Genomic DNA, 25,226 nt, shown 5'->3' on the forward strand with positions numbered 1-25,226 from the left:
TCAAACTTAATAGAAAGGAACAATAAGATGAAAAAACTTAGCATATTATCACTGGCCGCAGGAATGCTCGCACTTGCTTCGTGTGACAGCTATCTCGACAAGCTCCCCGATGATCGCGCCGAGGTTAACAGCCTCGACAAGGCAAAGAAGTTCCTCGTATCGGCCTATCCCAACCATTCGCCCAACTTTGTCTTCTTTATAAGTGGCGACAACGTGAGCGACAATGGTGTACTTTATAACGCACAGCCCAACCAGATGAATGCCTACAAATGGCAGCCCATTGAGACTGAGAATAACGACGACCCGAAGCAGGTTTGGAATGCTAACTACGAGGCTGCGGCTGTAGCCAATATGGCACTTGAGGCGTTGGCAGGCGATGAATCTGCTGATGCTCAGGCACTGCGTGCCGAGGCACTGCTCTGCCGTGCCTTTGCCATGTTCCAGAATGCCAATATGTTCTGTATGGCATGGAACGATTCTAAGGCTGACGAATACCTCGGTATTCCTTATCCTAAAGTAGCTGGTGAATCTGTCAACGAGCGCGGAACGCTGCGTCAGACCTATGAGAATATCAATGCTGATATCGAAGAGGCTCTTCCTCTGCTCAACGATGGTTATCTCACCGTACCTAAGTATCACTTCAACCAGAAGGCTGCTTACGCCTTTGCTGCCCGCTTCAACCTGTTCTACCAAAACTGGGACAAAGCTATCGAATACGCTACCAAGGCATTGGGTGGAAACCCAAGCAGTCTGCTGCGTGACATGGACAGCTATGCTCCTTTGGCTGGTGTTGATGACATCCACAACAAATGGATCCGTTCTGGTGAGAACTGCAACCTCATGTTTGTCGATGCCGTTTCTATCAACGGACGTGTCAACCGTGGTTCGTCAAGTTACAAGCGTTTCAACCACAACAGGGATGTGATCACATCACAGACTATGTGGGCTAAAACTCCTTGGTCTGAATCAGCCAGTGATGCAACCAAGAATGCCCTTCAGGAAGCTCGTCTCATGTATGGTAGTAACCAAGCCGTGTATATACCCAGCTTGATCGAGGACTTCGAAATCAAAGATAAGATCAACCAGACTGGTTATGCCCACGTGGTTGACCCCGTCTTCACCGGTGACGAGACTATCTTGACACGTGCAGAGGCTTACATCATGAAGAAAGACTATGACAAGGCTCTTGCCGACATGAATACATGGCTCACCGCTCACAGCGATGTGACTTCACCCAAGTTCTTGACGCTCACAGTTGATAATGTTAATACAGCGCTCAATGCCATCCGCATGACCGAGGTTCCCTCACGTGCAGTGAGCGAAGAGAGCATCAAGAAGCCGCTCAACCCACAGGGCTTCACCGTTGAGGAAGGCACACAGACCAATATGATCTATACAGTGCTCCATATGCGTCGTATCACCACCATCTATCAAGGTCAGCGTTGGCTCGACATCAAGCGTTGGGGTATTGAGTTCACCCACCATCTTGACGGCGAAGACAATCTCGTCTTCAAGGCAGGTGACCTTCGCGGTGCTATCCAGTTGCCTTACGACGTCATAGAAGCTGGACTTGAGCCTAACCCCAGAGAGACAGCAACCCAGAATTAATTATAACGAACGAAAGGAATAAAGATATGATGAAACATATTACAATGTCGCTCGTTGCACTGCTCATGAGTGTTGCATTCGTGTCGTGTGACAACGACGATCCCAATAGCGAATCGATCTTCAAGACCGAAACGAAGAACGAGACCGAGTTCGACAAGTGGCTCAACACCAACTTCGTGGAGCCATACAATATCAAACTCTACTATCTGTATAACGACAAGCTGACAGACAACTACTACAACGTAGTGCCTGCCACCATCACCAACTCGAAGGCTATGGCCAAGATGATCAAACACGTATGGCTCGACGCTTATGTAGAGGCTTGCGGTGCAGACTTCTTGAAGGCTAATGCTTTCCGTGTGTTCCAGTTTATCGGTTCACCAGAATACAACGGTAAGGGTGAAATCGTGCTCGGTACTGCTGAAGGTGGTGTTCAGGTAACTCTCTTCCGTCTCAATGAGCTTGACCTCAACAACATCTATGTGAATCAGGACGAGCCGTTCCGTGCGCATGCCAAACTGCCTCTGGACCTCAACTACTGGTACTTCCACACCATGCACCATGAGTTCTGTCACATCTTGACACAGAAGAAGTACTACAGCACCGACTTCCAGACCATCTCTGCCGGTAAGTATCACTCTACCGACTGGATCAACGTGGAGGACGAAGATGCTGTTAAAGAAGGATTCGTTACCGGTTATGCCAGTGGTGAATACAATGAGGACTTTGCTGAGGTTTATGCCAACTACGTCACTTCAAGCGATGAATCTTGGAAAGCACGTCTCGACAAAGGTATTGAATATACTGTAACAGGTCTCAATGCCAAGGGTGAGACTATCCAAGTTGCGTTCTGGGGCGAACCTACTAATGCTGATTTGGTAGGCGCTGGTTTCAGAAAAATTACAGATGCCAAGATCACTTCAACGCAAGGTGCTGATATCATCAATGCCAAACTTGAAATCGTGCGCAGCTATCTGCAAGACTCTTGGGGTATCGACCTTGAGAAGCTCCGCGCTATCGTGCTCCGCCGTTCGGCAGAGGTTATGAATATGGATTTAACAACTCTTAATTAAGCAATCCGACTATGAAAAAGATCTATAACATTCTGTTCGTCCTTCTCGCTGGTCTGTCGTTCGTGGCATGTTCCAACGAAGTGGATGACGTATTCGATAAGTCGTCTGCCGACAGAATCCAGGAGGCTATCAATGCCGACATGAAACTGCTGGTTGATGCACCTAATGGTTGGCTGATGGAGTATTATGGCGCCAGCAAGTATGGTGGTTACAATATGTTCGTCAAGTTCAATGCTGACAACACCGTAACAGCTGCCAACGAGTTCTTTGAAGAGGGCACTCGTGCTACCTCTCACTTCAAACTTGAGCAGAGTCAGGGTGTACTGCTCTCATTCGACGAGTATAATGAAATCTTCCACATCTTCTCTGATCCTGCCAACATATTGCAGGTAGGTGACAAGGGTAAGGGATTTGAAGGCGACTTTGAGTTCCGTGTCATCAAGGCAGAGGCAGACCGCTTCGAACTTCAGGGCAAGAAGCACGGTCAGAAGATTGTGATGACCCGTGTGGCAGAAGACCTTAACTGGGACAACTACTTCAAGGCTGTAGAAGACATGGAAAAGCTGTTGAGCTACAAGACCTATGCCATCGATTTTGGCGGCGAGGCTCCGCTGACCATCGCAAGAAGCAATCGTACCTTCACCTATCACGATGCTGAAACCGATAAAGATGTGCTTATCCCATACATCGTTACCGATCAGGGCTTGAAATTCAAGAAACCAATTGTGATTGGTACTGACTCTATCACCATGCTGACTCCAGGTGCTGATGAAACTTGGAAGACTGACGGCAAGGGTTGGACCGTGAACTATGTATTGCCTACTCTCGTAGAGCAGCTCACTGATCCTAACACATTCTGGTCGTTCAAGAAGGGCAAGATGAGCAAAAAAGCCGCTGCTTACTTTGCAAAAGCTGAGGAAGCCAGTGCTGCAGAAGGTGAGGACGTTATATTTATCGCATTCGGTGTGAATCCTAATGCCGCTAATCTTGGATGGGGTGTATTCTTCCGCAGTGGTAACTATATAGGAACGCTTCTTCCAACAGTAACTCCGATTGATGGCACTCACCTCTCATTGGCTATGAAGGGTTACGATGGAAATGGTCAGTACTATTATAAAAAAGGTTATAATTACATCACCAATGGTATCCTCCGTGGAACATTCGAATTGAGTACCGACAATCCTAAGAACCCATCATACATCCGCTTGACTCGCACCGATGCTAATGCTCCAGGTGAATGGATGGATGTATTCCCCGGTCTGGATTTCTACGATGCAGGCGAATAAGAGAAATTCTCTTTAAGTCTATAAATGAATAAAGGTGTGACTCCTATATGGGGTCACCCTTTTTTCTTGCCTATATGCCAGATTATCATTACCATTGTCTCGCACTATCAAACATGATACTCAAACGCTGAAAGATGACACGCGAAGAATGTCTGGAACTCAACATGATGGCAGAAACGATTTGCCGATAAATCATGATATGAGCGAAGTGTGGTACTTCACGATTTGCTGCACAACAGGGTGATGACGAAACCAACAATAAAGATGACACACGTGCCGAGCACGATAGAGAGATAGGGATGGAGATGTGGTCCAGGCAGATTGAGTGGTCCAGCCAACGATATCCAACCGATGACGAGGATGCCCGAAAGACAACCGATGAAGGCGGCACGACGACCGATGTGTCGCGTGCAAGCCAAGAAAAACAATCCTAACATGCCACCAGAGAAAATGCTACTCAACGTCCACCAAGCATCGATGATACTCTCTACCTGCAACATGGCAAGCGCTACCAGGACACCCAAGACGCCCACGACAACTGAAGCGATGCGCAATACAACGAGTTCGGGACCCGACGCAGTGCTGGTGTTGCCCTTGCGACGGCGCCAATGGGGCAATAAGGGACGGAAATAGTCGGTCAGAATGATGGTGGCTGCCGACGTGACACTGGTCGATACGGTACTCATGCCCGCAGCAAAGATACTGGCAATGAGCAGCCCGCGCAGTCCCAAGGGCAAACTATCCACTATGAAATAAGGGAATACATAGTCGGGTTTGGCAGCAATATCGTCGGGCAGATAACCTGTGCCCGACTCGTAGAAAGCATAGAGCGATGTGCCGATCATGAAAAATAGTGCAGAGACCGGTATGAAGAGATAGCCACCGAATAGGGCAGAGAAGCGTGCATCGCTGTCGCTCTTGGCAGCATGATAACGCTGCACGTAGTTTTGATCGATGCCATAATTCTGCAGATTGGTGAAGATGCCATAGATGAGACATACCCAGAAGGTGCTCTCGGTGAGACTCGCACCGAACGATCCCAACGACAGTTTGTTGCCTTCGGGAGAGTGGGTGGCAATGTCGATAATCTGCATAGGACCCTCAGGCAACGAGAATATCAGTATCAGCAAACACAATAGTGCACCACCGATGAGAATGAAGCCCTGTATGGCATCTGCCCATATCACCGCACGCAAACCGCCCAGCATCGAATAGATGACGATGGCAACGGTGGTGGCGATGATGACCACATGGAGATTCCACCCCATCAGAATATACATGGGTACTGCCAACAGATAGAGGATGCTGCCCATACGGGCTATTTGCGTGAACAGATAGCATGCCGAAGCATAGAGGCGAGCCCATGGACCAAACTTCTCTTCAAGGAAACTGTAGGCAGATACCGAACCGCTCTTGCGGTAGAAAGGTACGAAATAGCGAGCTGCAATCCAACTGGCTATCGGTATGGACAACGAGAAAACGAAAGCGTTCCAGTTGCTGGCATAGGCTTTACCGGGATAGCCGATATAGCTGATGCTCGATACATAGGTAGCAAAGATAGACATGCCCACTACCCATCCGGGCAGCGATTTGCCTGCAGAAGTAAATTCATCGGCAGAACTTCCTCGACGGAAAAAGGTACAGCCGAAGACCACGATGCCGATGGTGAATAGCAGAAATACGATAAAGTCGATAATATGCATAGGGTATAGTTAGTGTTGTAGAATCTGTTGTGAACGATGGTGACTGCCGCCTTCCAACTGTTCGCTACCTCCGTAGGGCAGTTGCAGCGTGGCATGGTCACCCTGCGGAATCATGATGTCGATATAGAAAGTGTGTCCCTCAATTCGCCAATCTACGCTTACGGTGCCGTGTGCCGATGCCGTAGAACCTTTACACCAGTGGATGTCGCCCACGGGGTGAGGCGCTATCAGCAGGTCGTTGCCCCGTCGCTGTATGCCCAGCAGGTCGGGTATGAGGAAATTTTCAATATGAGCCATCATGAAGTGGTTCATCGATGCACCATGCTTCGGATTCCACTGTTCGGTGAGTGTTGTCATGCCTTGCTTGATCTGATAGCCATAGCCTGGTACCTCGTCGTGGTTGAGCATGCGGTAGAGCAACTCCCGTTGTCCACCGTCGATGAGTGCTTTGAAGAGATAGCGGTTGCCTATATCGCCCGTGGTCAATCGGTCGCCATGCTGATGGATATCAGCCACGAGTTGATCTAACACCGCCTGACGGTCGCCATCGGGAACGAGATTCATACAGAGTGCGATGGCTTGGGCACACTGGCTGCCAGAGGCATAACGATGGGTTTGCGGATTGTAGAATTCGCGGTTGAAAGCCTCTCGAATGCTATCGGCACGTGCTTCTCCCATCAGATGGTTCCACCAGTAATAATGTGCGGTAGATACCAAAGGCATGGGAGTGTTGCGCGCAAAACCAGCACGCCAGGGACCATAGTCATACCAATCGCCAAGTCCCATGCGCAGTATGTAACACGAGTCTTGCGACGCCAGATAATCGACATAGCGCTTCATCGGCTTGTAGTACTGTCGGATGAGACTATCGTCACCATAGTATTGCTGATAGAGAAACGGCAGCGCGATAAGTGCCCCGCCCCATTCTGGCGATTCGAGGAAGGGTTTTGCCCAGTCGCCGGTAAACACGGTATATTCTGGAGCTGTCTCAGGCATAGCCCCATTGGGGTGTTGGGCATCTGCCATGTTCTGCATGGTCTGTTGTATCATCGTTCTGCAGTCGTAGTTGTAGAGCAATGCCTCGCCGTTGAGCCAGTCTTGTTCGAGCCATCCCAGTTTCTCACGGTGCGGGCAATCGGTCCATACTGCCTGCCAGTTGCTGCGTATGGCACGGTCGATGATGCGGTGGGTGGCATTGATGCGTGGGTTGCTACACTCAAAACTGCTGGTGCGTGGTGCTGCATTATAGACAAAGCAAGATCGGATATGGCGTAAAGTCTCGATGTCGCCCTCCACTTGGAGGTATCGGAATCCATAATAGGAGAAGACAGGATGCCATGTCTCTGTGCCCTTTCCACTAAGCGTGTAAGTATAATAATGTGGGCGACCGGTTTGCTTCTGATTGCAGCGCAGGTCGTCGGTGAGTGTTTCTGCCGGTGTAATCTTGATGTGTTGACCACGCTTTCCCTTGACGGTAATCTCAGGAAATCCCGCAAGGTTCTGTCCCATATCGAACACCAATATAGAGTCGCGACGCAAAGTTTGCGCCACTTCATAGTGTTCCATCACTTTGACAGGATATGCCAACTGAGGACGCAGGATTCCTTTGGGTGCCTGTTGCACCACAACAGGATGCCATGTGGTGGAGGAGATGCGTGCATCGTAGTCTTCGCCACCATACAGACTGTTGAAGGTGATGGGCGATAGACTCCACTGCCATGCGGCATCGCTGACAATCGTCTCTTTACTGCCATCGTGATAGGTGATGTGTAGTGCCAGCAGTAGTGTGGGTGGTCCAAACGAAACCTTTAGTTTGTGATAGCGTCCGCCCTGCTCGTTGTAGAATCCGTTGCCCAATAGCACCTGAACGGTATTCATGCCACGTTGCAGACAGGTATCCACTTCATAGGTATTGTAGAACACCGTCTTGTCGTAGTCGCTCCATGCTGGTGAAAACTCAGCATCGCCTACTGTGCGGCGGTTTATGGACAACTTGTAGCATCCCAGTCCGGCAATCTGCACGGTGGCATGGGCAACCCGTTTCTTGAGCTGGAAGTTGCGTGCGATATAGATGCTACGGCGCGACAACGTGTCGGCAGCGTTCCATAGTGCGCGAGTTTGTTTCAATATGCCTCCCGTGTAGTGTCTGCCTTCTGGAATGTTTGCCTGCTGTCGGGTGATGGCACCAATCCATTGTGCCTCGCCGAAGCAAGTTGGCGACTGGGCAGCCACTCGAAGGGTGATGGCGAACAGTAGGAAGAGTATGCCGCGCTTAGTCATAATGCGTTGTTGATGGTGAGTTTGCCGATGGTGTCACGTTGTCCTGCCAACTGTCCGTCGATATAGACGCGCAGTCCTTTGCCTAAGTGGTAGCGAGATCCGTCATGGTCCCAAACGATGGTGATCCAGCGACCGTGATAGGCTACGTTGTCGAGACAGAAGTAGTTCCATTTTCCTTCAGGCAACAAGGGGCGCACCTCTAATGTTCCGTCGGTGCGTGGACGCAGACCGCAGATTCCCGTGATGACCAAGTCGCAGAAGGTGGAATGGTTGTAATAGCGGCTGCGCTCTTGATCGCCTTTAAGCCAGTAACCCGTAGTCTCGTCGAGATATTCGCCGATGTAAGGGCGTCCGCGCATGTGTTGACTTTCTACATATTTCTCCATTTCACGGAAGTAGAGCGAGTCGCCCACTACAGGGTCGGTATAGTCGTTGATATAGTTTGCCATGGCAGTAAGCGTCTGACTGGTGGCAAAGGGCCATACGGCACCGTCCCATTCACATTTGCCCACACCGTGAGTACGGAACAAAGGATGGCGGCGCTCGGCAGTAGTCAGTCCGTAGGGAGCAGAGAATCCCTTGGTGTCAGCAGCCTGCAGCCATGCCACACCATAGCGATTGTCATCTTTCGCCATGTGTGTGTACCAAGGCAGGAAGCCGATAGCCTCCCGAACACATGCCGAAGAATCGACACGGTGGGTTTCAAAAAACTGTTGGTCGGTGTTCCACAGCAGGGTGTGTGCAGCCTTTTGTAGTGAATCGGCTTTGGCATAATAGCGCTCGGCTTTGGCTGGGTCACCGCTGAGTGCTGCAATATTGCCGATAGCTTGGGCATTGCCAAACATATAGGCATTGATGCTGGGACGCAGATATTTCTTCCTACGTCCGCCGCTGATGGTCTCTTCCATGGCATCCTGCACGTCAGCCTGCCAGTAGAGTTGCTGTCCTTGGACCTTTCGGGTATGGGTAGATTCCCAATGGTTGTATTCCCATTCGAGTGAAGGCAACATGTTGCATATCCAGTCTTTGCGTCCATCTACGGCATAGCGTTGCCATAGGGCATGTGGCATCCACGAGGAATAGTTGGCAATCTTCTTCATCGGTTCGCCATTGTTGCCTTTGTACCAGGTGTTCATGATTTGGTCGAGGTAGTCGGTTTGGCGCAACCAACGACTCTCCATGATATGATGACCTACGGCAGAGGCAATCAGATTGTACTGATCGGCATAGGATCGAGGTACAAGAAACTCGGTCATGGCATAGCCCACGGGAGTGAGTCGGATGTGCTTGCGGAGTGTCCACCAACGGTAATACCACATCTCTTCGAATTGTTTCTGCGGGCAGTCGAACAGCGGTACGTTATCGGTCATCCACTGCCATGCCTTGCTGTTGGGTATTGCCTGAATGATATTTTCATCCTCCATGCTGTTGAAATCATCCACATAGTGCTTGTAGTCGGCATAGCGTAATGCCACGGCATGGGCATCAGCATCGTCGGATGAAGTCTGGAAATGGCTGATGCGGTAGGTGGCAAGCGGTTCATCGTCGCCTGCATGGTCGAGTGTGCCATACCAGTCGGCATCGGTGTCGATATCAGGGAAGGTGCGGCGTGCACCGGTGCGGAAGAGAATACGCTCGATATGTGCTACGGGTGAAAAGAACATGCGCTGTCCTGCCTTCTTGCCGTTGACATAAACCTGTATCATCCGGTTGTCGGTAGAGAGTACGGCTTCGATATGATAGGTCTTGCCAGTTTCGTATTTTCCCAAATTGCCGTAGCGTGCACCACCTTTACAACGCATCTCTCCTTGTGGTGTCAGTTCGATACGCGAGCAGGCGGTACCCTGTTCGTCGAGAAATTCTATCTGTAGGAGACCATGGTCGTTTTGCAGTGCTTCGATGTCGAAAGCCACACGCAGACTCTTCGATGCAGGAATCTTACGTTCTATGCAGGCATAGTCGAAGGGATTGCTGTCTGCCATGGTGAGCCATCCGTTGACCAATGAAACCTCGGCACGCTTAGGCGAATAGATGTTCCACTGGCGGAGTTGGGCGAGTTGTCCCACGTTGAATTCCCCATCGTGGGCATGCGCTGATGCTTTGGTCTGTACAGGCACGGGGATGTGGCTCACCCAGATATCCTCCTTATTCATAGAGTAGGTCAGCCAGAGGTCACCATCTTGGGGCACTCCGTTGCCTTCGAGAATTCCTCTGACATACTGTGGACCATAGCTCTTATAGTTGCCACCGTAGCGCATGGGCGGCACTTCGCCCACCACGAGATTGAGCGTAGTATATTCCAGTCCGTCGTTGGAGAGGGAAATGCCCAACGGCCAACGGTATTCCGATGGGTTGTAGATGGTGGCATAGGACCCGTCGGAAAGGCGTTGTCCCCATATCTTAGCATTGCTGTTGACAAAACCGCGAGCACGTGCCACGGGCTGTGACCACGTCAGACCGCCATCGTCGCTGATACTGGTCAGCGCATGTTTCCATAAAGCCGCTAAGCGTCCGTCGGGCAAAGTGTAGTCGCAGTATGCCTTGTAACCTTTGTTGAGTGGGATGAGCGGATCGTTGCGGTCAGCCTCTTCCACCCATTGCATGCGGTATCGTGGATTGTCGAGAATCTCTCGGCACACCTTACGTAAGTTTTTGTCGGCTTGGGTGTAATAAGGAAACGGCAGGGCACCTTTCTTGTTTGCCAATGGTTTGCAACCATGGTTGAGATAGATGAAACAGATGGGTCCCAACGAACCATCGGCTTTGACTTCGCGAATGACACGGCCGATGCCGTTGCCATCGTTAGGATCGTCTTTGCGGTCGAAAGCCACACCGTAGTTGCCTAAGGCATAGAGGCGACGGTCTTTGCTGACATACCAACCTACACGTTGATGCATGATGGCTACCAGATTGTGGGCACGTTCAGAGCGTCCTGGTTTCTGGAATCCTTCGGGAACCTGTATTTCAGGAAAGAGAATCTCAGGTTCGCTCCATGTATAACCATCGGCAGACGTCTGATACATGGTGCGTGAAGGTGGTATGTGTTCGTCGCTCGGATCGCAAAGGAAGTTGAGATGGAACCGATTGTTCCAATATGCCAGCATGGGTTGGTGGTTGTAGGTCCAACCATCGTTGTTGGCTTTAGCAGGATATTCGCGGTTGGCTTGCATCACTTGGATGTTGTGTACACCAACCACGGGCGACAAACCGCCATCGTGGCGGTAGGGGGTGCTCAGGGTGCTGCCGGTGTAGTGGATGGCATCTGAAGCGTTGAGCAAGTTGCGCACAATGGCTTCGGAAGCACGGAAAATGGTGCCGTGCTTATGGAGAACAGGCACGCTGACCTTGTTGGAAACATCTTCAAAGGTTTTGAAATCGGTGGTGAAATGTGCACCGAAATCCTTCAACCGATAGCGATCATAGTAGATCAGCCATCCACCATCGACCTTAGCGGTAGTAGGACCTTCCATCAGTTTGCCGGTGAAAGGTTCGGATGCCTTCGACCATGGACCGTAAGGTGACTTGGCATAGGCCACCTTGATATCGCGTTCAGGACGTGTATTGTCTTTGAGCACCATCACATAATCGCGCTTGCCCCGTTTGACGAGGGTGGCATCAATACAACTGAAGCCAGGGTCTATCATCAAGCGAGCAGGGGTGAAGGTGCGGAAATCCTTGGTGGTGGTATAGTAAAGACGATGGTTGTTGTTCTCATCCTCTATTCCTCGTGGAAATTTGCCCGGCACACACGATGCCCATACGATAACAGCCTGTTGGCGGTCGTCGTCCCAGAAGAGTTCGGGAGCCCATACGTTGACGGTGGTGGTGTCGGTCATGACCTCGATGAAACGTTGCTTGCTCCAGTGCTTTAAGTCTTTCGAACAAGCATAGCCGAAGCCTCTGTCACCCTTCCAACTTGATGTCCATACGAGATGGAACATGCCATCAGGAGTGCGGATGATTGATGGATCGCGCATGACACGTTGTTTACCTACCTCAGGTTTAAGCCAGATGCCAGGGATAGAATCCCAATGCCATCCATCGCGACTGTAGATGAAGCGCAGTCCGTCGGTGGCTGGTTCGTGGAAAGAGGTGGATACATAGAGGTCGTGTTGTGCCTCTACTGCCATGGTAGAGAGGCAGCACAAGGAGATTAGAGCGAGTAGTGTCCGTTTCATGATTTGTTTATACTTTACTGAACTATCGCATGTGGGGAAGTTAAGGGAAGTTAGGGAAGTTAGAGAGAAGTTAAGGGACAAATGTCCTACGTCTTACGGCAAAAGGCTATTGTCTCTTAACTTCCCGAACGACCGTAGGAAGTGATAACTTCCATTTTACTTCAATCAATTCCCCCAGTTGCGAACTTGAATACTTTATAATATAGACGCATCAAGTGGCATTTTGTAATGCCAAAGGTCAGAGAATCACAGTTTCGCTCATGAGTCGTTCCCATTCATCCTGGGTGATGTGCTTGCCTCGTAGCGTCCTGACAGCAGACCACCCGGCATAGCGGCTGTCGTTGGTACGCAACCAATGGAACTCGTCGGCTTGACAATGGTTGTGGATCATCTGCTCAAGGTGGTGGCGATAGGCAGGATTGACCACCGAGAGGTAACATTTGCCGTTCGACAGCCGGATGGCAAGCAAGAGATATTGTTGCTTGTCGGTAGTGGGAACAATGGCAAGCATGGCATTGCGAGAGGTGACGGTGATGTTCCATCCATCGGCATTGAGCCGTTGCATCCATTGGCGGAATACCTTCCCGTGGGCAGAAGTATCGCGAGTCTGGGTGTAGGCAATATAGAAGTGGATCATCTCGTGGAGCAGAACAGATTGTCTGTCGTGGTCGCTCGTATGGTAGAACTCGCTCACCTTGATGGTATAGCCTGTGGTTTTCCACCGGCCAGGCAACAGACCACACCGCACCTTGTGGCAGCTGAACTGTCCCAAGGTGCGCTTGGCATGATTGACCACAAAGTGGGGCTCCGGCAGAGTATTGCCGAAATACTGGGCGTTGAAAGTGGTAAACCACTCGCGAAGCGTTTGTGCAGTCATGCTACCCTGTGTTTGTTATACATGTAGGGAAGTTAGAGAGAAGTTAGAGGGAAGTTAGAGGGAAGTTAGAGGGAAGTTAGAGAGAAGTTAGAGGGAAGTTAGAGAGAAGTTAAGGGACAAATGTCCTACGTCTTACGGCAAAAACTATTGTCTCTTAACTTCCCGAACGACCGTAGGGAGTGATAACTTCTTTAACTTCTTTAACTTCAATCAATTCCCTCAGTTGCGAAACTTGAATATTAGCGATAGTTGCCCAATGCCTCGATACTCTGTGGCAACCATACTTCCATGTCGTCTGCACCACGGTGGTTCCATGCGTAATAGGGTATGAGTGTGAGGCGCGTGTCGGAGACTTTCACCCTGCCGTCGGCATCGGTATCAACGGTCTGACCATCTACTTCGATGGCTTTCACACCAAACGAAACCTGATGTTGACCGTTGATGGTGCGGTCAACCACGTTGAACTGTGGATTGGTGGGCATGAGGAAACGGAAGATGCTGTGGGAGGTGTTGTCGGCAGCTTCGGCACAATAGACCAGAGGACCGCGTTCTACAGCCACTCGGCCACGGTCGTCGGTCACCTGTGGATTGGCAACTACGGTACGTACCGGCATATCGAGATGGAGCAAAACAACATCGCCTTTCTTCCAAACGCGGTTAATGATGAGATATCCTTTGTCGGTCTTCACCCCATCGACAGGCTTTCCGTTGACGGTAATCTGATAGTTGCGTGTCTGACAATCGGTATAACGGTAGAGGTCACTGGGTACTGGTGTGTTGACAGCCCAGCCTGGAATACGGATAGCCATGGCAAATGCTTTGGCTTGATTCTTCTGAATGCGAAGGTTGATGTCGCCATTCCATGGATAGTCGGTCTGTTGTTCCAATACGACGGTTTTACCTTCTATTTCTACATGCGCCGTATTGCCGGTGAAGAGATTGACATAGAGTGTGCGGTCTTTGACAGCATAGACATAACCTGGGAATGACGGGATGAAACGGCATATATTGCTCGGACAGCAGGCACATCCAAACCATGGTTGGCGCTCGGTGTTGCCATCGCTCGACAGGGGATTGGGATAGAAGAAGCGACCGCCGTCAACCGACATGCCGCTGATGACACCGTTATAGAGCGTGCGCTCCATGCAGTCGATATATTTTGCATCGCCTTGCATGAGGAACATGCGATGGAAGAGATAAACCATGGAAATGGCGGCACATGTCTCATTATAGGCAGTAAGGTTGGGCAACTCATAGTCGGCACCAAAGGCTTCGCCTTCGTGGCGTGCGCCAACACCTCCGGTGATATAGTATTTGCGGCTGACGATATTATTGCAGATGGCGTTGAGGGCATTGATATAGGCGGTGTCGCCCGTAAGGGCTGCCACGTCAGCCATTCCTGCATACATATATCCGGCACGGACAGCATGTCCCCATGCTTCGGTCTGCTCGATGACAGGTTTGTGGCTTTGGGAATAGATGGTGTGGGTGGAAGTCTTTCCACGATAGTCGAGCAGGAATTTAGCCTCGTCGAGATAGCGTTTGTCGCCGGTGAGCAGGTAGAGCCGGGTCAATGCCATCTCGGCAATCTGATGACCTGGAGTGACACAGACTTGGCCGGGACGTGGTCCAACTTCGCGGATGACGCAGTCAGCATAGCGGCGAGCTATATTGAGAAACTTATTGCTACCTGTGGCTTGATAGTGTGCGCAGGCGGCATCGACCATGTGACCTAAGTTGTAGAGTTCATGACTGAGCGCTTCTTCCTCGACCCATCGTTTCGCTCCGGACCATTGGTGTGGATGCGCAGGATTGACGGTGCGTGCGGTGTAGAGGTAACCGTCGGGTTCTTGTGCGGCAGCTACAATATCGAGGATGCTGTCGATATATTGTTTGAGGCGGTTGTCGGGATAGGTTTGGAGTATATAGCTTGCTCCTTCGATGGTTTTATAGACATCGGTATCGTCGAAGGGTAAACACTTCATCTTGCTGACGTCCCATTGGGGAGTTTGCAGACCGTTGTGACCAGGGTGTTGCAACGTATAGGCAGCCATTTTGAAGTTGTCGTAGCGATGGGTTGCTTCGCATTTTTCGAAGGCCAAAGGGATGGTTACTTCGCGTGCCGCTTTGATGCGTTGACCCCAAAAAGTCTGTGCATTAACCTTCACCGCAGTAAAGGGCACTTGGGTGATGGGGTAGCCATTGGCTTTTGGTGTGGTGATGTTTTTGGCTTGTGTGCTGACTATAGCGATTGTAGCCATTGTCAAGAGTAGTATTTGTTTCATTGTTAAAAGTTTAGGATTACATCTTGCAAAGATACGATTAAGTGAGTGAAAAACCAAATATATTTGAGTTTTTCCGAGCGGAAGTACCTTGGACCGACAGGTCAAAAGATACGAATAAGCGAGCGAAAAAGCAAAAGAAAAACTCAAATTTTCTTTGTTAGTATCTTCGCAACAAAGTTGTAGAGATATTTCTCCTTTCACACTTCTTCGCTCAAAAGCGATGCTGACATTATTTGTCCTGAAGGATGTTGTGCAGGTCGGTCATGATGATTTGCAGGTGTTCCCGAATTTGTTTGTCATCCAGTTTATCGATGCTTTCGGGTGTCAGGGCGGTTAGCTGATCAAGAGATTTCATCTGCATCATGGTGGCAATTGGCAGTATTTTATGAACCACCTGCTTGATTGGTGTGATGGACGATTTGATATCAGGAGTATCAGCGGCATTGGTAGTAGGATTGTTTGCCTCGTCCAATATGTTTTGCAGACGTTGCAAGTGTTCGTTGAGTGCAAGTTTTACATTCTTGATGATTTCCAGCGCAGCCTCTTCATCATCATCTGCAAAGGCTGTGAGTTGTCGGAATTGTTCGGGAATGACTGTGTTAAGTTTTTGGCCAGACGTTTTTTCTGATGTATTGCCGTTGATGCCGATTACCGCTTGGAGTGCTTCGGTATGGAATGGTTTGGCAATATAGTCCGTCGCTCCCGACTTCATAGCAAGTACCGCATTCTGTACTTCAGCATAACTTGTCATGACAATGAAAGGAATCGGCATGTTGTGTTTCTGAATCTAGTTGAGTAGCGTCAGACCATCATGATCGGGCAATCGAAGGTCAGACAATATCAAGTCTTTCTTGCTGTCTTCATTCAACAATTGCAAAGCGGCCTTAACCGAAGTGGCTCTTACCACATCGAATCCCTTCTTCTTCAACCATGTTTGAATCAGCGTTCCAAACGCCAAATCATCTTCTACCATCAATATCTTTATCATACGCCTTTCTATCTCTTTTTTTCTAAAGGATATGGAGTATTCACCATGCAACTGCAAAATTACTCAATTCTTTTGTAAAAGCACACTTAATAAATCCAAAAGATTATAAAGCGGCAGCATTCTTACTCCTATAAAACACCAAATTGCTGATAGATAGAACCGGAGAATGTCCTCCCCATTTATAGGTAATGTGACAGAAAAACAATCTGATAATTTGGAGATTTCTCTGCTTTACACTAATTTTGCAAGACAGAAACCAACGACAATACAACAGAATATGAAAAGACTCTATATGGCAACCCTTATCGCTCTGCTCGTGGCGTCTGCTTCGGCACAGGAGGTGATGCGTAAAGAAAAGAATGGCACCTATATTATCAATACCACCACGCTGGCTACCAGTGTGACGGGATATCGTGGCACTACGCCCTTGGAGATTACTATCAAGAAAAACAAGATAGTACAGGTGAAACCATTGCGAAACATGGAAACACCCAAATTCTTCCAACGGGTCAACCAACAGATGGTGCCGAAATACGCAGGACAGCCTGTGGGCAAGAAAGGAATGCCACAAGTGGATGGTGTGACAGGAGCAACGTTATCGTCGAAAGCCGTACAAGAAAATGTGCGTCGGGGCGTGGCATACTATCTGAAACACAAGTAACGAAACCACGTGCGGGAAATGCTCTCTCGCACATGTGTATTATCAATAAGGTGCGAAACGACATTGTAGCCGTTTCGCACCTTATTGTTTCCATCGCTTATTTACCTCATTCGACGATGTGGGAGATCGTCTGAATAGGGTCAATAAAACAGGATAATGCCAGCAATGGCACAGCATCCAATCATCTTGATAGGATTGATTTTTACAACCTTGGTGCCAAAGAAAGTGGCAAGAAACAAGGCGACGCTGATATAAAACTGCCATGCATCCTCTGATGGAGTTGAGAAGTTTTCGGGAGTCATTAGCAAGAGTGTAGCTGCACCCAAAAGACCAACGACAGCAGGACGCAGTCCCGTAAACACCGATTGCACCGTATGGGTGTTCATGTAGCGCATGAACATACGACTGATGAGAATCATCAGTATGAGCGACGGCAATACCAAAGCAAGCGTGGCAACCGCTGATCCAAAGACTGCCATACTGCTACTATAGCCTGCATTGCTTACAGCAGTATAGCCGCAATAGGTGGCAGAATTGATGCCGATAGGTCCCGGTGTCATCTGTGAGATGGCAACGATATCGGTAAATTCCGATGACGACAACCAATGCCAATGTTCCACCGTCTCATGTTGGATAAGTGACAGCATGCCGTAGCCACCGCCAAATCCGAAGAGGCCAATTTCGAAGAATGTGATGAAGAGGTATAGGAATATCATGCTTTCTTATTCTTTTGTGTCAAACCATAGAGATAGCCGCCCACACCCGCAAGAATGATAATCCAGATAGGCGATACTCCCAATAGCCATATTGCCAGTGCCGACACGATGGGAATCCATAGGGTGTAGCGATTGAGATGGGCACTCTTAGCAAGATTGAAAGTTGGAACGGCAATCAGAGCCACAACGGCAGGACGTATGCCACGAAACATAGCAGCCACAACCTTATTGTCTTCAAACTGATGGAAGAAGATGGCTATGGCAAGAATGATGAGAAACGAAGGCAGAGCCGTACCTAATGCCGTGACCAGCGCTCCCCGTGTCTTGCGCAACTTATATCCGATGAATATCGAAATATTGATGGCAAAGACGCCCGGACAGCTTTGGGCGATAGCAATCAAGTCGAGCATGTCCTCCTTTGACACCCATTGGTGCTTGTTGACAACCTCTTCCTCTATAATTGGAATCATGGCATATCCACCCCCAAGGGTGAACATGCCAATCTTAAAGAAGGTACTGAATGTGCTCCAGTATATGTTACTCATTGTTTTTCAATCCACTTGCGGGCATTGACAAATGCCTCAATCCACGGTGTTACCTCATCCATGCGACGAGCCTCAGGATACCAAGCGCACTGCCAAGGGAAGATGGCGCGCTCCAAGTGTGGCATCATGCAGAGATGACGTCCGTCCTCTGAACAGATACCTGCAATATCGAAGGCTGATCCGTTGGGGTTGGCTGGATAGCCGTGGTAATTATACTTAGCAATGACATTGTAGGCGCTCTCTGGTTCGGTCAGAGCAAACTTGCCTTCTCCGTGGGCAACCCACAAGCCGAGTTTATTGCCGCTCAGCGATCCAAACATGACACTGTTGTTCTCAGGGATAGCCAATGAGATGAATTCACTTTCAAACTTATGAGAGTCGTTGTGCAGCATCTTAGCTCCCTTAGCACCGGTCAATCCCAGTTCTACCATCAGCTGACAGCCGTTGCAGATACCGAGTGAAAGTGTGTCTTTGCGAGCATAGAACTTGTCGAGTGCCTCTTTTGCCTTGGCATTGAAGAGGAATGCACCAGCCCAACCCTTAGCAGAACCAAGTACGTCGGAGTTTGAGAATCCACCGCAGAATACGATCATGTTGATGTCTTCCAGTGTCTCGCGACCACTTACAAGGTCGGTCATGGTCACGTCTTTCACGTCGAAACCTGCCAGATAGAGTGAGTAGGCCATCTCGCGATCACCGTTAGTACCCTTTTCACGGATGATGGCAGCCTTTATGCCTGATGGAGTGCGGCGATCTGCCGATAGTCCATACTGAGCAAGTGTGCCGGTGAAAGAGTCGTTGAATTTCATCTCCAACGGTTGCTTCTTATAGTTTTCATAGCGCTCGGCAGCCTTGCCGTTGTGGCTCTGCTGACGATCGAGCAGGTAAGAAGTCTTGTACCAAGTGTCGCGCAATGCGTCAATGTCGAAGGTATGCTCGCTGTCGCCAGCTTTAACAACGATGGTGCGGCTCTCAGGAACGGCATAGCCAATCTTGGCAAATGCCACGCCTTGTTCTTCCATATAGTCGATAAATTCCTGTTTGTGGGCATCGCTGATTTCCACAACCACACCGGGGTTCTCTGCGAAGAGTGTCTTTACCACGTCGCCATCGGCACAGAGGTCGTGCAGATTGATGTGGAGACCGCCCTTCTGGTTGGCGAAACACATTTCCAACAATGTGGTGATAAGACCGCCGGCAGAGATATCGTGACCAGCCATAACCCATCCTTTTTCTATAAGGCCCTGTACTGCCATGAAAGCATCGGCGAAGTATTCGGCGTTTTTCACTGTTGGCACGTCGCTGCCTACCTTGCCGAGGCTCTGTGCAAAGGCAGAACCACCGAGATGCTGCTCATCGAATGAGAAGTCGATATGATAGAGAGAAGCGTTCTTGTCGTTGACGAGAACAGGGCTTACCACCTTGCGGATGTCGGAAACCTCGCCTCCAGCGCTCACGATGACGGTTCCTGGAGAGATAATCTTCTCGCCGTTGGGATACTGCTGTGTCAGCGACAGCGAGTCTTTACCCGTAGGAACATTGATGTGGAGGTCGCAGCAGAAGTCGCTCAGCGCCTTTACAGCACTGTAGAGACGTGCATCCTCACCCTCTTGTGAGCGGCAGGGCCACATCCAGTTGGCACTCAGCGACAGCGAATCCATGCCGTCGGCAAGTGGTGCCCATACGATGTTGGTAAGTGCTTCTGCTACCGACAATACGCTGCCAGCCTCTGGAGATGCCAGGCCAGCCTGTGGTGCATGACCAATGGCGGTGGCAATACCCTTACGGCCACGATAGTCGAGGGCTACAACACCACAGTCGCTCAGTGGCAACTGAATTTCGCCTTGACACTGCTGACGTGCAATCTTACCCGTCACGCTACGGTCAACCTTATTGGTCAGCCAGTCTTTACAAGCCACAGCCTCCAACTGGAGCACGCGCTGCAGGTATTCGTCTATCTTGTCTTGCGTATAGGTTACGTTTTCATATTTGCGCTCTACGGTATTGTCGCGCATGATGGTTTTGGGTGAGTGGCCAAACATTTGTGCCACGTCAAGGTCGAAAGGTTTCACGCCATCGGCTTGCTTGAATGAGAAGTGGGCATCGCCTGTGGTTTCACCTACTACATACATTGGGGCACGTTCGCGTTCAGCAATCTTCTGTACGTGGTCGATATGCTTTTCGTCGATGAGCAGACCCATGCGTTCCTGACTTTCGTTGGCAATGATTTCCTTGCTCGATAGGGTCTTGTCGCCAATGGGCAACTTAGCCATGTCTATCTCACCGCCACATTCCTCAACGAGTTCCGACAGACAGTTCAAGTGGCCTGCACTTCCGTGGTCGTGGATTGACACTACTGGATTGGTTTCTTCTTCACAGAGTGCGCGCACCAAGTTGTAGGCACGCTTCTGCATTTCCGGGTTGGCACGCTGAATAGCGTTCAGCTCGATGCCGTTGCTATAACGACCAGTATCTACTGACGATACCGAACCGCCACCCAGTCCGATGCGATAGTTGTCGCCACCAACCACAACAACCTTGTTGCCTGGCTGTGGTTCTTTCTTCAGACAGTCGCGCTTGGTGCCGTAGCCTACACCGCCAGCCAGCATGATGACTTTGTCGTAGGCATATTTCTCCTGACCCTCCTGATGTTCGAAAGTCAGCACAGAACCGGTAATCAGCGGTTGTCCAAACTTGTTTCCGAAATCGCTGGCACCGTTTGAAGCCTTGATGAGAATCTGCTCAGGAGTCTGATACAACCATTTGCGAACGGGCATGAGTGTTTCCCAATCGCGGCCTTCACCCTCGATACGAGGATAGGCGGTCATATATACGGCAGTTCCGGCAATAGGCCATGAACCAACACCGCCACCCATACGGTCGCGAATCTCACCGCCAGTACCTGTGGCAGCACCGTTGAAAGGCTCTACGGTAGTGGGGAAGTTGTGGGTTTCAGCCTTCAGCGAGATGACGCTCTCGATGTCTTTAACCTGAAAATAGTCGCTGGTAGATTGGTCGGCAGGTGCAAACTGCTCCACTACAGGACCTTGTGCAAAAGCCACATTGTCTTTGTAGGCCGACAGAATCTTGTTGGGATTCTCCTGTGTGGTCTTTTTGATCATGGCAAAAAGACTCGACTCCATCTCCTTGCCGTCGATGATAAATGTGCCACCGAAAATCTTATGGCGGCAGTGCTCAGAGTTGATTTGTGCAAAACCGAAAATCTCTGAATCGGTCAGCGGACGGCCGTTCTCTTTCTCAATCTTATGGAGATACTCGATTTCCTCAGGTGAAAGGGCCAGACCTTCCTGTTCGTTGTATTCCTCCAAGTTATCAACATACTTGATGGGTTCGGGCTGGATGTTCACGGTGAAGATGTCTTGGTCCAGTCCGTGATACATACGTTGCAGCATGGGGTCGTGCTCAGCATCCTCACCCGCTACTGGGAAGTATTCTTCTATACGCAGAATGCCGCTGAGTCCCATGTTCTGAGTTATCTCAACGGCATTCGTTGACCAAGGAGTCACCATTTCACGACGCGGTCCTACATAGTAGCCTGTCAGTGTTTGGTCACTCAATAGCTCAGCATTGCCATAGAGCCAACACAGTTCCTTTACTTCGTTTTCTGCGAGTTGATGATCTGCCTGAGTGGCAATCACACTCGTCTGTGGAGTCTTAAAAAAGAGAATCATGTACTTTGTTCCTTTATAATTAGAATTTTGGTTGCGAAATTACTAATTTTTGGGCGAATAACCAAATTTATCCGTATGTTTCCGAAACTTGGTGTGAATTATCTCCTTTTAGTGTTCTCAGTAAACGTGATATTGTTTGTAAATTGACGGGATGTGGTCGGGATGGTATCGAGAGGAGTCGCACGGAATAGGGGAGCGATTCTCTGAATTCTCTCTCGCGCACGCACACGCGATGTCTTAAAAATCGACCACTCGACCACCAATGTGTGTAATGTGTTGTTGGAATGATTGTTATGTGGTGGTCGATGGTTTTGTATTCGACCACCATCGACCACCATCGACCATCAATTTTTATATGAACAATATATTTTTCTTTCTTTATCCAACGTCTGATAATACTTTTATCCAACGTTTGATAATACTTTTGTCCAACGTTTGATAATACTCTTATCCAACGTTTGATAATACTTTTGTCCAACGTTTGATAATACTTTTGTCCAACGTTTGATAATACTTTTGTCCAACGTTGACAATACTCTTATCCAACGTTGACAATACTTTTGTCCAACGTATGGCAATATTTCTATGTAATATTGGTGAGAACGATAATATAATTTTTGTTGAGAAGGAAATATAGGTTATTGTATGCTAAATGATTGATATTCAGTCGTGTGGGGCTGTATTTATGGTTCTCCTTTGACGATGGTTTAGTTAAAATAACAAAATGTTTTTTGACTTTCTGCGTTTCTGTTTGTCACATAACAAAAACAACTAAACATGATGGGCATGACGATAGGCTTCACCTCGGAAATACAAATAAATCCTAATTTATTTTGTATTCCTCTCGGTTTGCACTATCTTTGAGACTGCGTCTCTTAGATAGGCTGCACCTCGGAAATAAAAGAAAAACTCCGTTTCTCTTTGTATTTCGCTCGGTTTGCACTATCTTTGCAACATCAATATACGAAGTACTCACTAAAAACTATAGAATGAAATGAAGAAGATTAACATTGTAACGACATTCGCAATAGCATTGCTGTTGTCCAGTTGTGCTATGAAAAAAGACCTGGCTGCATGTCAGGAGGAGAATAAAGCGTTGCAGACTAACTATGTGGATACCAAAGAGAAATTGGCCGCTGCCAATGTTCGCGTAGCCAGTTTGGAAGAACAACTCAAGCGCCAGGAGCAGGCTGTTAGTGCATTACAGCAGTCGCTCGACAAGAGTTTGAGCAATGCCAATCAGAATAACGTAAGCATCGACAAACTTGTAGATCAGATCAATGAGTCCAATAAGTATATTCGTCATCTGGTGGAAATCAAGTCGAAAAGCGACTCGCTCAATGTGGTTTTGACCAACAATCTGACTCGTTCGCTCTCGAAAGAAGAACTCAAAGAAGTGGACGTGCAGGTGCTCAAGGGTGTTGTCTATATCTCATTGGCAGACAACATGCTCTACAAGTCTGGATCGTATGAAATCAACGACCGCGCAGCAGAGACACTTTCGAAGATTGCAAAAATCATCAAAGACTACAAAGACTATGATGTGCTGATCGAAGGAAATACTGACAATGTACCCATCAATCGTGAAAACATTCGCAACAACTGGGACCTCTCTTGCCTCCGTGCGTCAAGCGTGGTACAGGCACTTCAAAACCAGTATGGTGTAGATCCTAAGCGTCTGACCGCTGGTGGTCGTGGTGAGTATAACCCACTCCAGCCCAACACCACCGAATTGGGCAAGCAGCGCAACCGTCGCACACAGATTATTATCACTCCGAAACTCGACGAATTCATGGAGTTGATAGGACAGGCTCCTGAAGAATAATACGATCAAGAAATATAGCGTAGGAGGGCAACCGTTCAGATGGATGGTTGCCCTCTATGCTTTTCATACGGCAATAAATAGAGAAAATATACATTCAAGGAAACGTTTCGTCATTTCTTTGTCTTTCATTCACTTTCCACCGATGACAAACAGACCCTTTGTGCGTCTATATAATAAGGTATATATACTATCTAATAGAAAACAATGAAAAGAATATGGACAACAGTCTTTGCTACCATACTATGCACCATGGTCATGGCACAGACTTTCGAAACAAACTACGAACGCCCAGTGGGCGATTTGATGAACGATGTGGCTCAGCGTTTCGGCGTGCGATTCAAATATAATGTAGATACCGTAGGACGACAATTGCCCTATGCCGACTTCCGTGTGCGCCCTTATTCCATAGAGGAAACACTCGACAATATCTGCAAATACTTCGATTGGAACTGGTGGAAACAAAGTGACAAACTCTATAAAATAAAGCCCTACGAGTATCCACGCCGACATGTGGAAGAGGGACAGCAGATGCTCAACTACCTCTCAACGCTCTATCAGAACAAGGAACAATGGGAGGCGCGTCGCGACACACTTCGTCGCGAAGTGAGACAAAGGTTAGGTCTCGACGCCTTTCTCGATTCATGCGTATTGGGTAAACCCATACTTTCCAAAATCACCCGACATGATGGATATACCACACAGAATATCTGTATCGAACTGACTCCAGGCCAGCATCTCTTCGGCACCATATATGCTTCGACAGCAAAGGGAAAGCATGCACTCATCATCTGTCCAGACGGACACTGGCCCATGCGCTATCGAAAAGACGAGCAACAACGCCTCGGAACACTGGCACGCATGGGAGCCGTATGTGTGGATTTCGATCTCTATGGATGGGGACAGTCGGCTGAAGAAGTGGGCGAGGCAGCCCATCACACCAGTCGTGCCCATGTCTATCAGGCAGCTTGTGGCTATGTATTGCTCGACTATATGCTGACCAACCGGAAAGACATCGACCATCAGCGCGTAGGCGTGATGGGTGGAAGTGGCGGCGGAACCCACACCGTACTGCTGTCGCTATTGGATAATCGGGTGACAGCATCAGCACCTGTAGTGCATCTCGCCTCCCATTTTGATGGCGGATGCCCCTGTGAGAGCGGAATGCCTGTGCAGTTGAGCGCAGGAGGAACGTGCGAACCCGAACTGGCTGCCGTTATGGCACCGCGCCCCATGCTTATTGTTAGCGACGGTGGCGACTGGACAGCATCGGTACCTACCGTAGAAATGCCTTATCTACAACGTATCTATGGATTCTATGGTGCGAAAGAACAAGTACGCAATGTGCATCTTCCCAATGAGCGACACGACTTCGGACCCAATAAACGCAAGGCGGTATATGACTTCTTTATCGATGTGTTCCATCTCGACCGCTCTAAGCTCGACGAGAGTAAAGTGGCCATCTTGCCTGATGAAGCTCTGAAAACAAAATTAAAATAATACACACAATAC

At 49.1% G+C, this 25,226-nt stretch carries 16 protein-coding genes and 1 pseudogene; 6 read left to right on the forward strand and 11 right to left on the reverse strand.

The genetic code is table 11. The features are described 5' to 3' along the window. Positions 1-27: 27 nt before the first annotated feature. From CIK96_RS02090 to CIK96_RS02100, 3 genes are read left to right on the forward strand one after another with little or no spacing between them, the layout of a single operon-like run. Positions 28-1,608 (forward strand): RagB/SusD family nutrient uptake outer membrane protein, encoded by a 1,581-nt coding sequence (locus CIK96_RS02090; RefSeq protein WP_094439355.1) that lies wholly within the window; start codon positions 28-30, stop codon positions 1,606-1,608. A gap of 29 nt (positions 1,609-1,637) precedes the next feature. Then, on the forward strand, positions 1,638-2,681 hold the full coding sequence (locus CIK96_RS02095; protein WP_094439387.1) for a putative zinc-binding metallopeptidase: 1,044 nt from the start codon (positions 1,638-1,640) through the stop codon (positions 2,679-2,681). 11 nt (positions 2,682-2,692) lie between these two features. Continuing rightward, a complete protein-coding gene (locus CIK96_RS02100; protein WP_094439357.1) occupies positions 2,693-3,967 on the forward strand; it encodes a DUF4302 domain-containing protein in 1,275 nt (424 codons plus the stop codon). Between the two features lie 218 nt (positions 3,968-4,185). On the opposite strand, the gene CIK96_RS02105 is transcribed toward CIK96_RS02100, so the two are convergent. From CIK96_RS02105 to CIK96_RS13440, 8 genes and pseudogenes are all read right to left on the reverse strand, one after another. Continuing rightward, positions 4,186-5,670: a sodium:solute symporter gene (locus tag CIK96_RS02105; RefSeq protein WP_094439359.1), complete on the reverse strand. Its 1,485-nt coding sequence runs from the start codon at positions 5,668-5,670 to the stop codon at positions 4,186-4,188. A gap of 9 nt (positions 5,671-5,679) precedes the next feature. Continuing rightward, positions 5,680-7,950 carry an alpha-L-rhamnosidase gene (locus tag CIK96_RS02110; RefSeq protein WP_094439361.1) on the reverse strand — a complete coding sequence of 757 codons (2,271 nt, stop codon included), beginning with the start codon at positions 7,948-7,950 and terminating at the stop codon, positions 5,680-5,682. After that, a complete protein-coding gene (locus CIK96_RS02115) occupies positions 7,947-11,261 on the reverse strand; it encodes a glycosyl hydrolase family 65 protein (protein ID WP_094439389.1) in 3,315 nt (1,104 codons plus the stop codon). Before CIK96_RS02115 ends, CIK96_RS02110 begins: the two co-directional genes overlap by 4 nt. A gap of 507 nt (positions 11,262-11,768) precedes the next feature. Beyond that, positions 11,769-12,128: pseudogene (locus CIK96_RS13665) on the reverse strand (arabinosidase); the annotation flags it as partial. A gap of 238 nt (positions 12,129-12,366) precedes the next feature. Then, entirely contained in the window at positions 12,367-13,005 is a 639-nt protein-coding gene (locus CIK96_RS02120; protein ID WP_094439363.1) for a SprT-like domain-containing protein, read from the reverse strand. A gap of 239 nt (positions 13,006-13,244) precedes the next feature. After that, on the reverse strand, positions 13,245-15,290 hold the full coding sequence (locus CIK96_RS02125) for a glycoside hydrolase family 127 protein (protein ID WP_094439365.1): 2,046 nt from the start codon (positions 15,288-15,290) through the stop codon (positions 13,245-13,247). A gap of 229 nt (positions 15,291-15,519) precedes the next feature. Next, positions 15,520-16,062, reverse strand: coding sequence for a hypothetical protein (locus CIK96_RS02130; RefSeq protein ID WP_254047055.1), 543 nt, complete (start codon positions 16,060-16,062; stop codon positions 15,520-15,522). A gap of 15 nt (positions 16,063-16,077) precedes the next feature. Continuing rightward, positions 16,078-16,278, reverse strand: coding sequence for a response regulator (locus CIK96_RS13440; protein WP_254047056.1), 201 nt, complete (start codon positions 16,276-16,278; stop codon positions 16,078-16,080). 277 nt (positions 16,279-16,555) lie between these two features. Here CIK96_RS13440 and CIK96_RS02135 point away from each other — a divergent pair, with 277 nt between their 5' ends. Further along, positions 16,556-16,939: an FMN-binding protein gene (locus CIK96_RS02135; protein ID WP_094439367.1), complete on the forward strand. Its 384-nt coding sequence runs from the start codon at positions 16,556-16,558 to the stop codon at positions 16,937-16,939. Between the two features lie 140 nt (positions 16,940-17,079). Here the strand turns inward: CIK96_RS02135 and CIK96_RS02140 are convergent, their stop codons facing one another. The 3 genes from CIK96_RS02140 to purL are packed head-to-tail and all read right to left on the reverse strand — an operon-like array spanning position 17,080 to position 21,892. Further along, complete coding sequence (locus CIK96_RS02140) at positions 17,080-17,655, reverse strand: chromate transporter (protein ID WP_094439369.1); 576 nt, start codon at positions 17,653-17,655, stop codon at positions 17,080-17,082. After that, on the reverse strand, positions 17,652-18,200 hold the full coding sequence (locus CIK96_RS02145; protein WP_094389714.1) for a chromate transporter: 549 nt from the start codon (positions 18,198-18,200) through the stop codon (positions 17,652-17,654). Before CIK96_RS02145 ends, CIK96_RS02140 begins: the two co-directional genes overlap by 4 nt. Next, positions 18,197-21,892 carry a phosphoribosylformylglycinamidine synthase gene (gene purL, locus CIK96_RS02150; protein ID WP_094439371.1) on the reverse strand — a complete coding sequence of 1,232 codons (3,696 nt, stop codon included), beginning with the start codon at positions 21,890-21,892 and terminating at the stop codon, positions 18,197-18,199. Before purL ends, CIK96_RS02145 begins: the two co-directional genes overlap by 4 nt. Positions 21,893-22,886: 994 nt before the next feature. On the opposite strand from purL, the gene CIK96_RS02155 reads away from it, so the two are divergent. After that, complete coding sequence (locus CIK96_RS02155; protein WP_094389716.1) at positions 22,887-23,717, forward strand: OmpA family protein; 831 nt, start codon at positions 22,887-22,889, stop codon at positions 23,715-23,717. 204 nt (positions 23,718-23,921) lie between these two features. Further along, positions 23,922-25,214, forward strand: coding sequence for a hypothetical protein (locus CIK96_RS02160; protein WP_254046262.1), 1,293 nt, complete (start codon positions 23,922-23,924; stop codon positions 25,212-25,214). The last annotated feature ends 12 nt before the right edge of the window (positions 25,215-25,226 follow it).

The sequence above is a fragment of the Prevotella sp. P4-98 genome (genome assembly GCF_002251405.1).
Lineage (GTDB): Bacteria > Bacteroidota > Bacteroidia > Bacteroidales > Bacteroidaceae > Prevotella.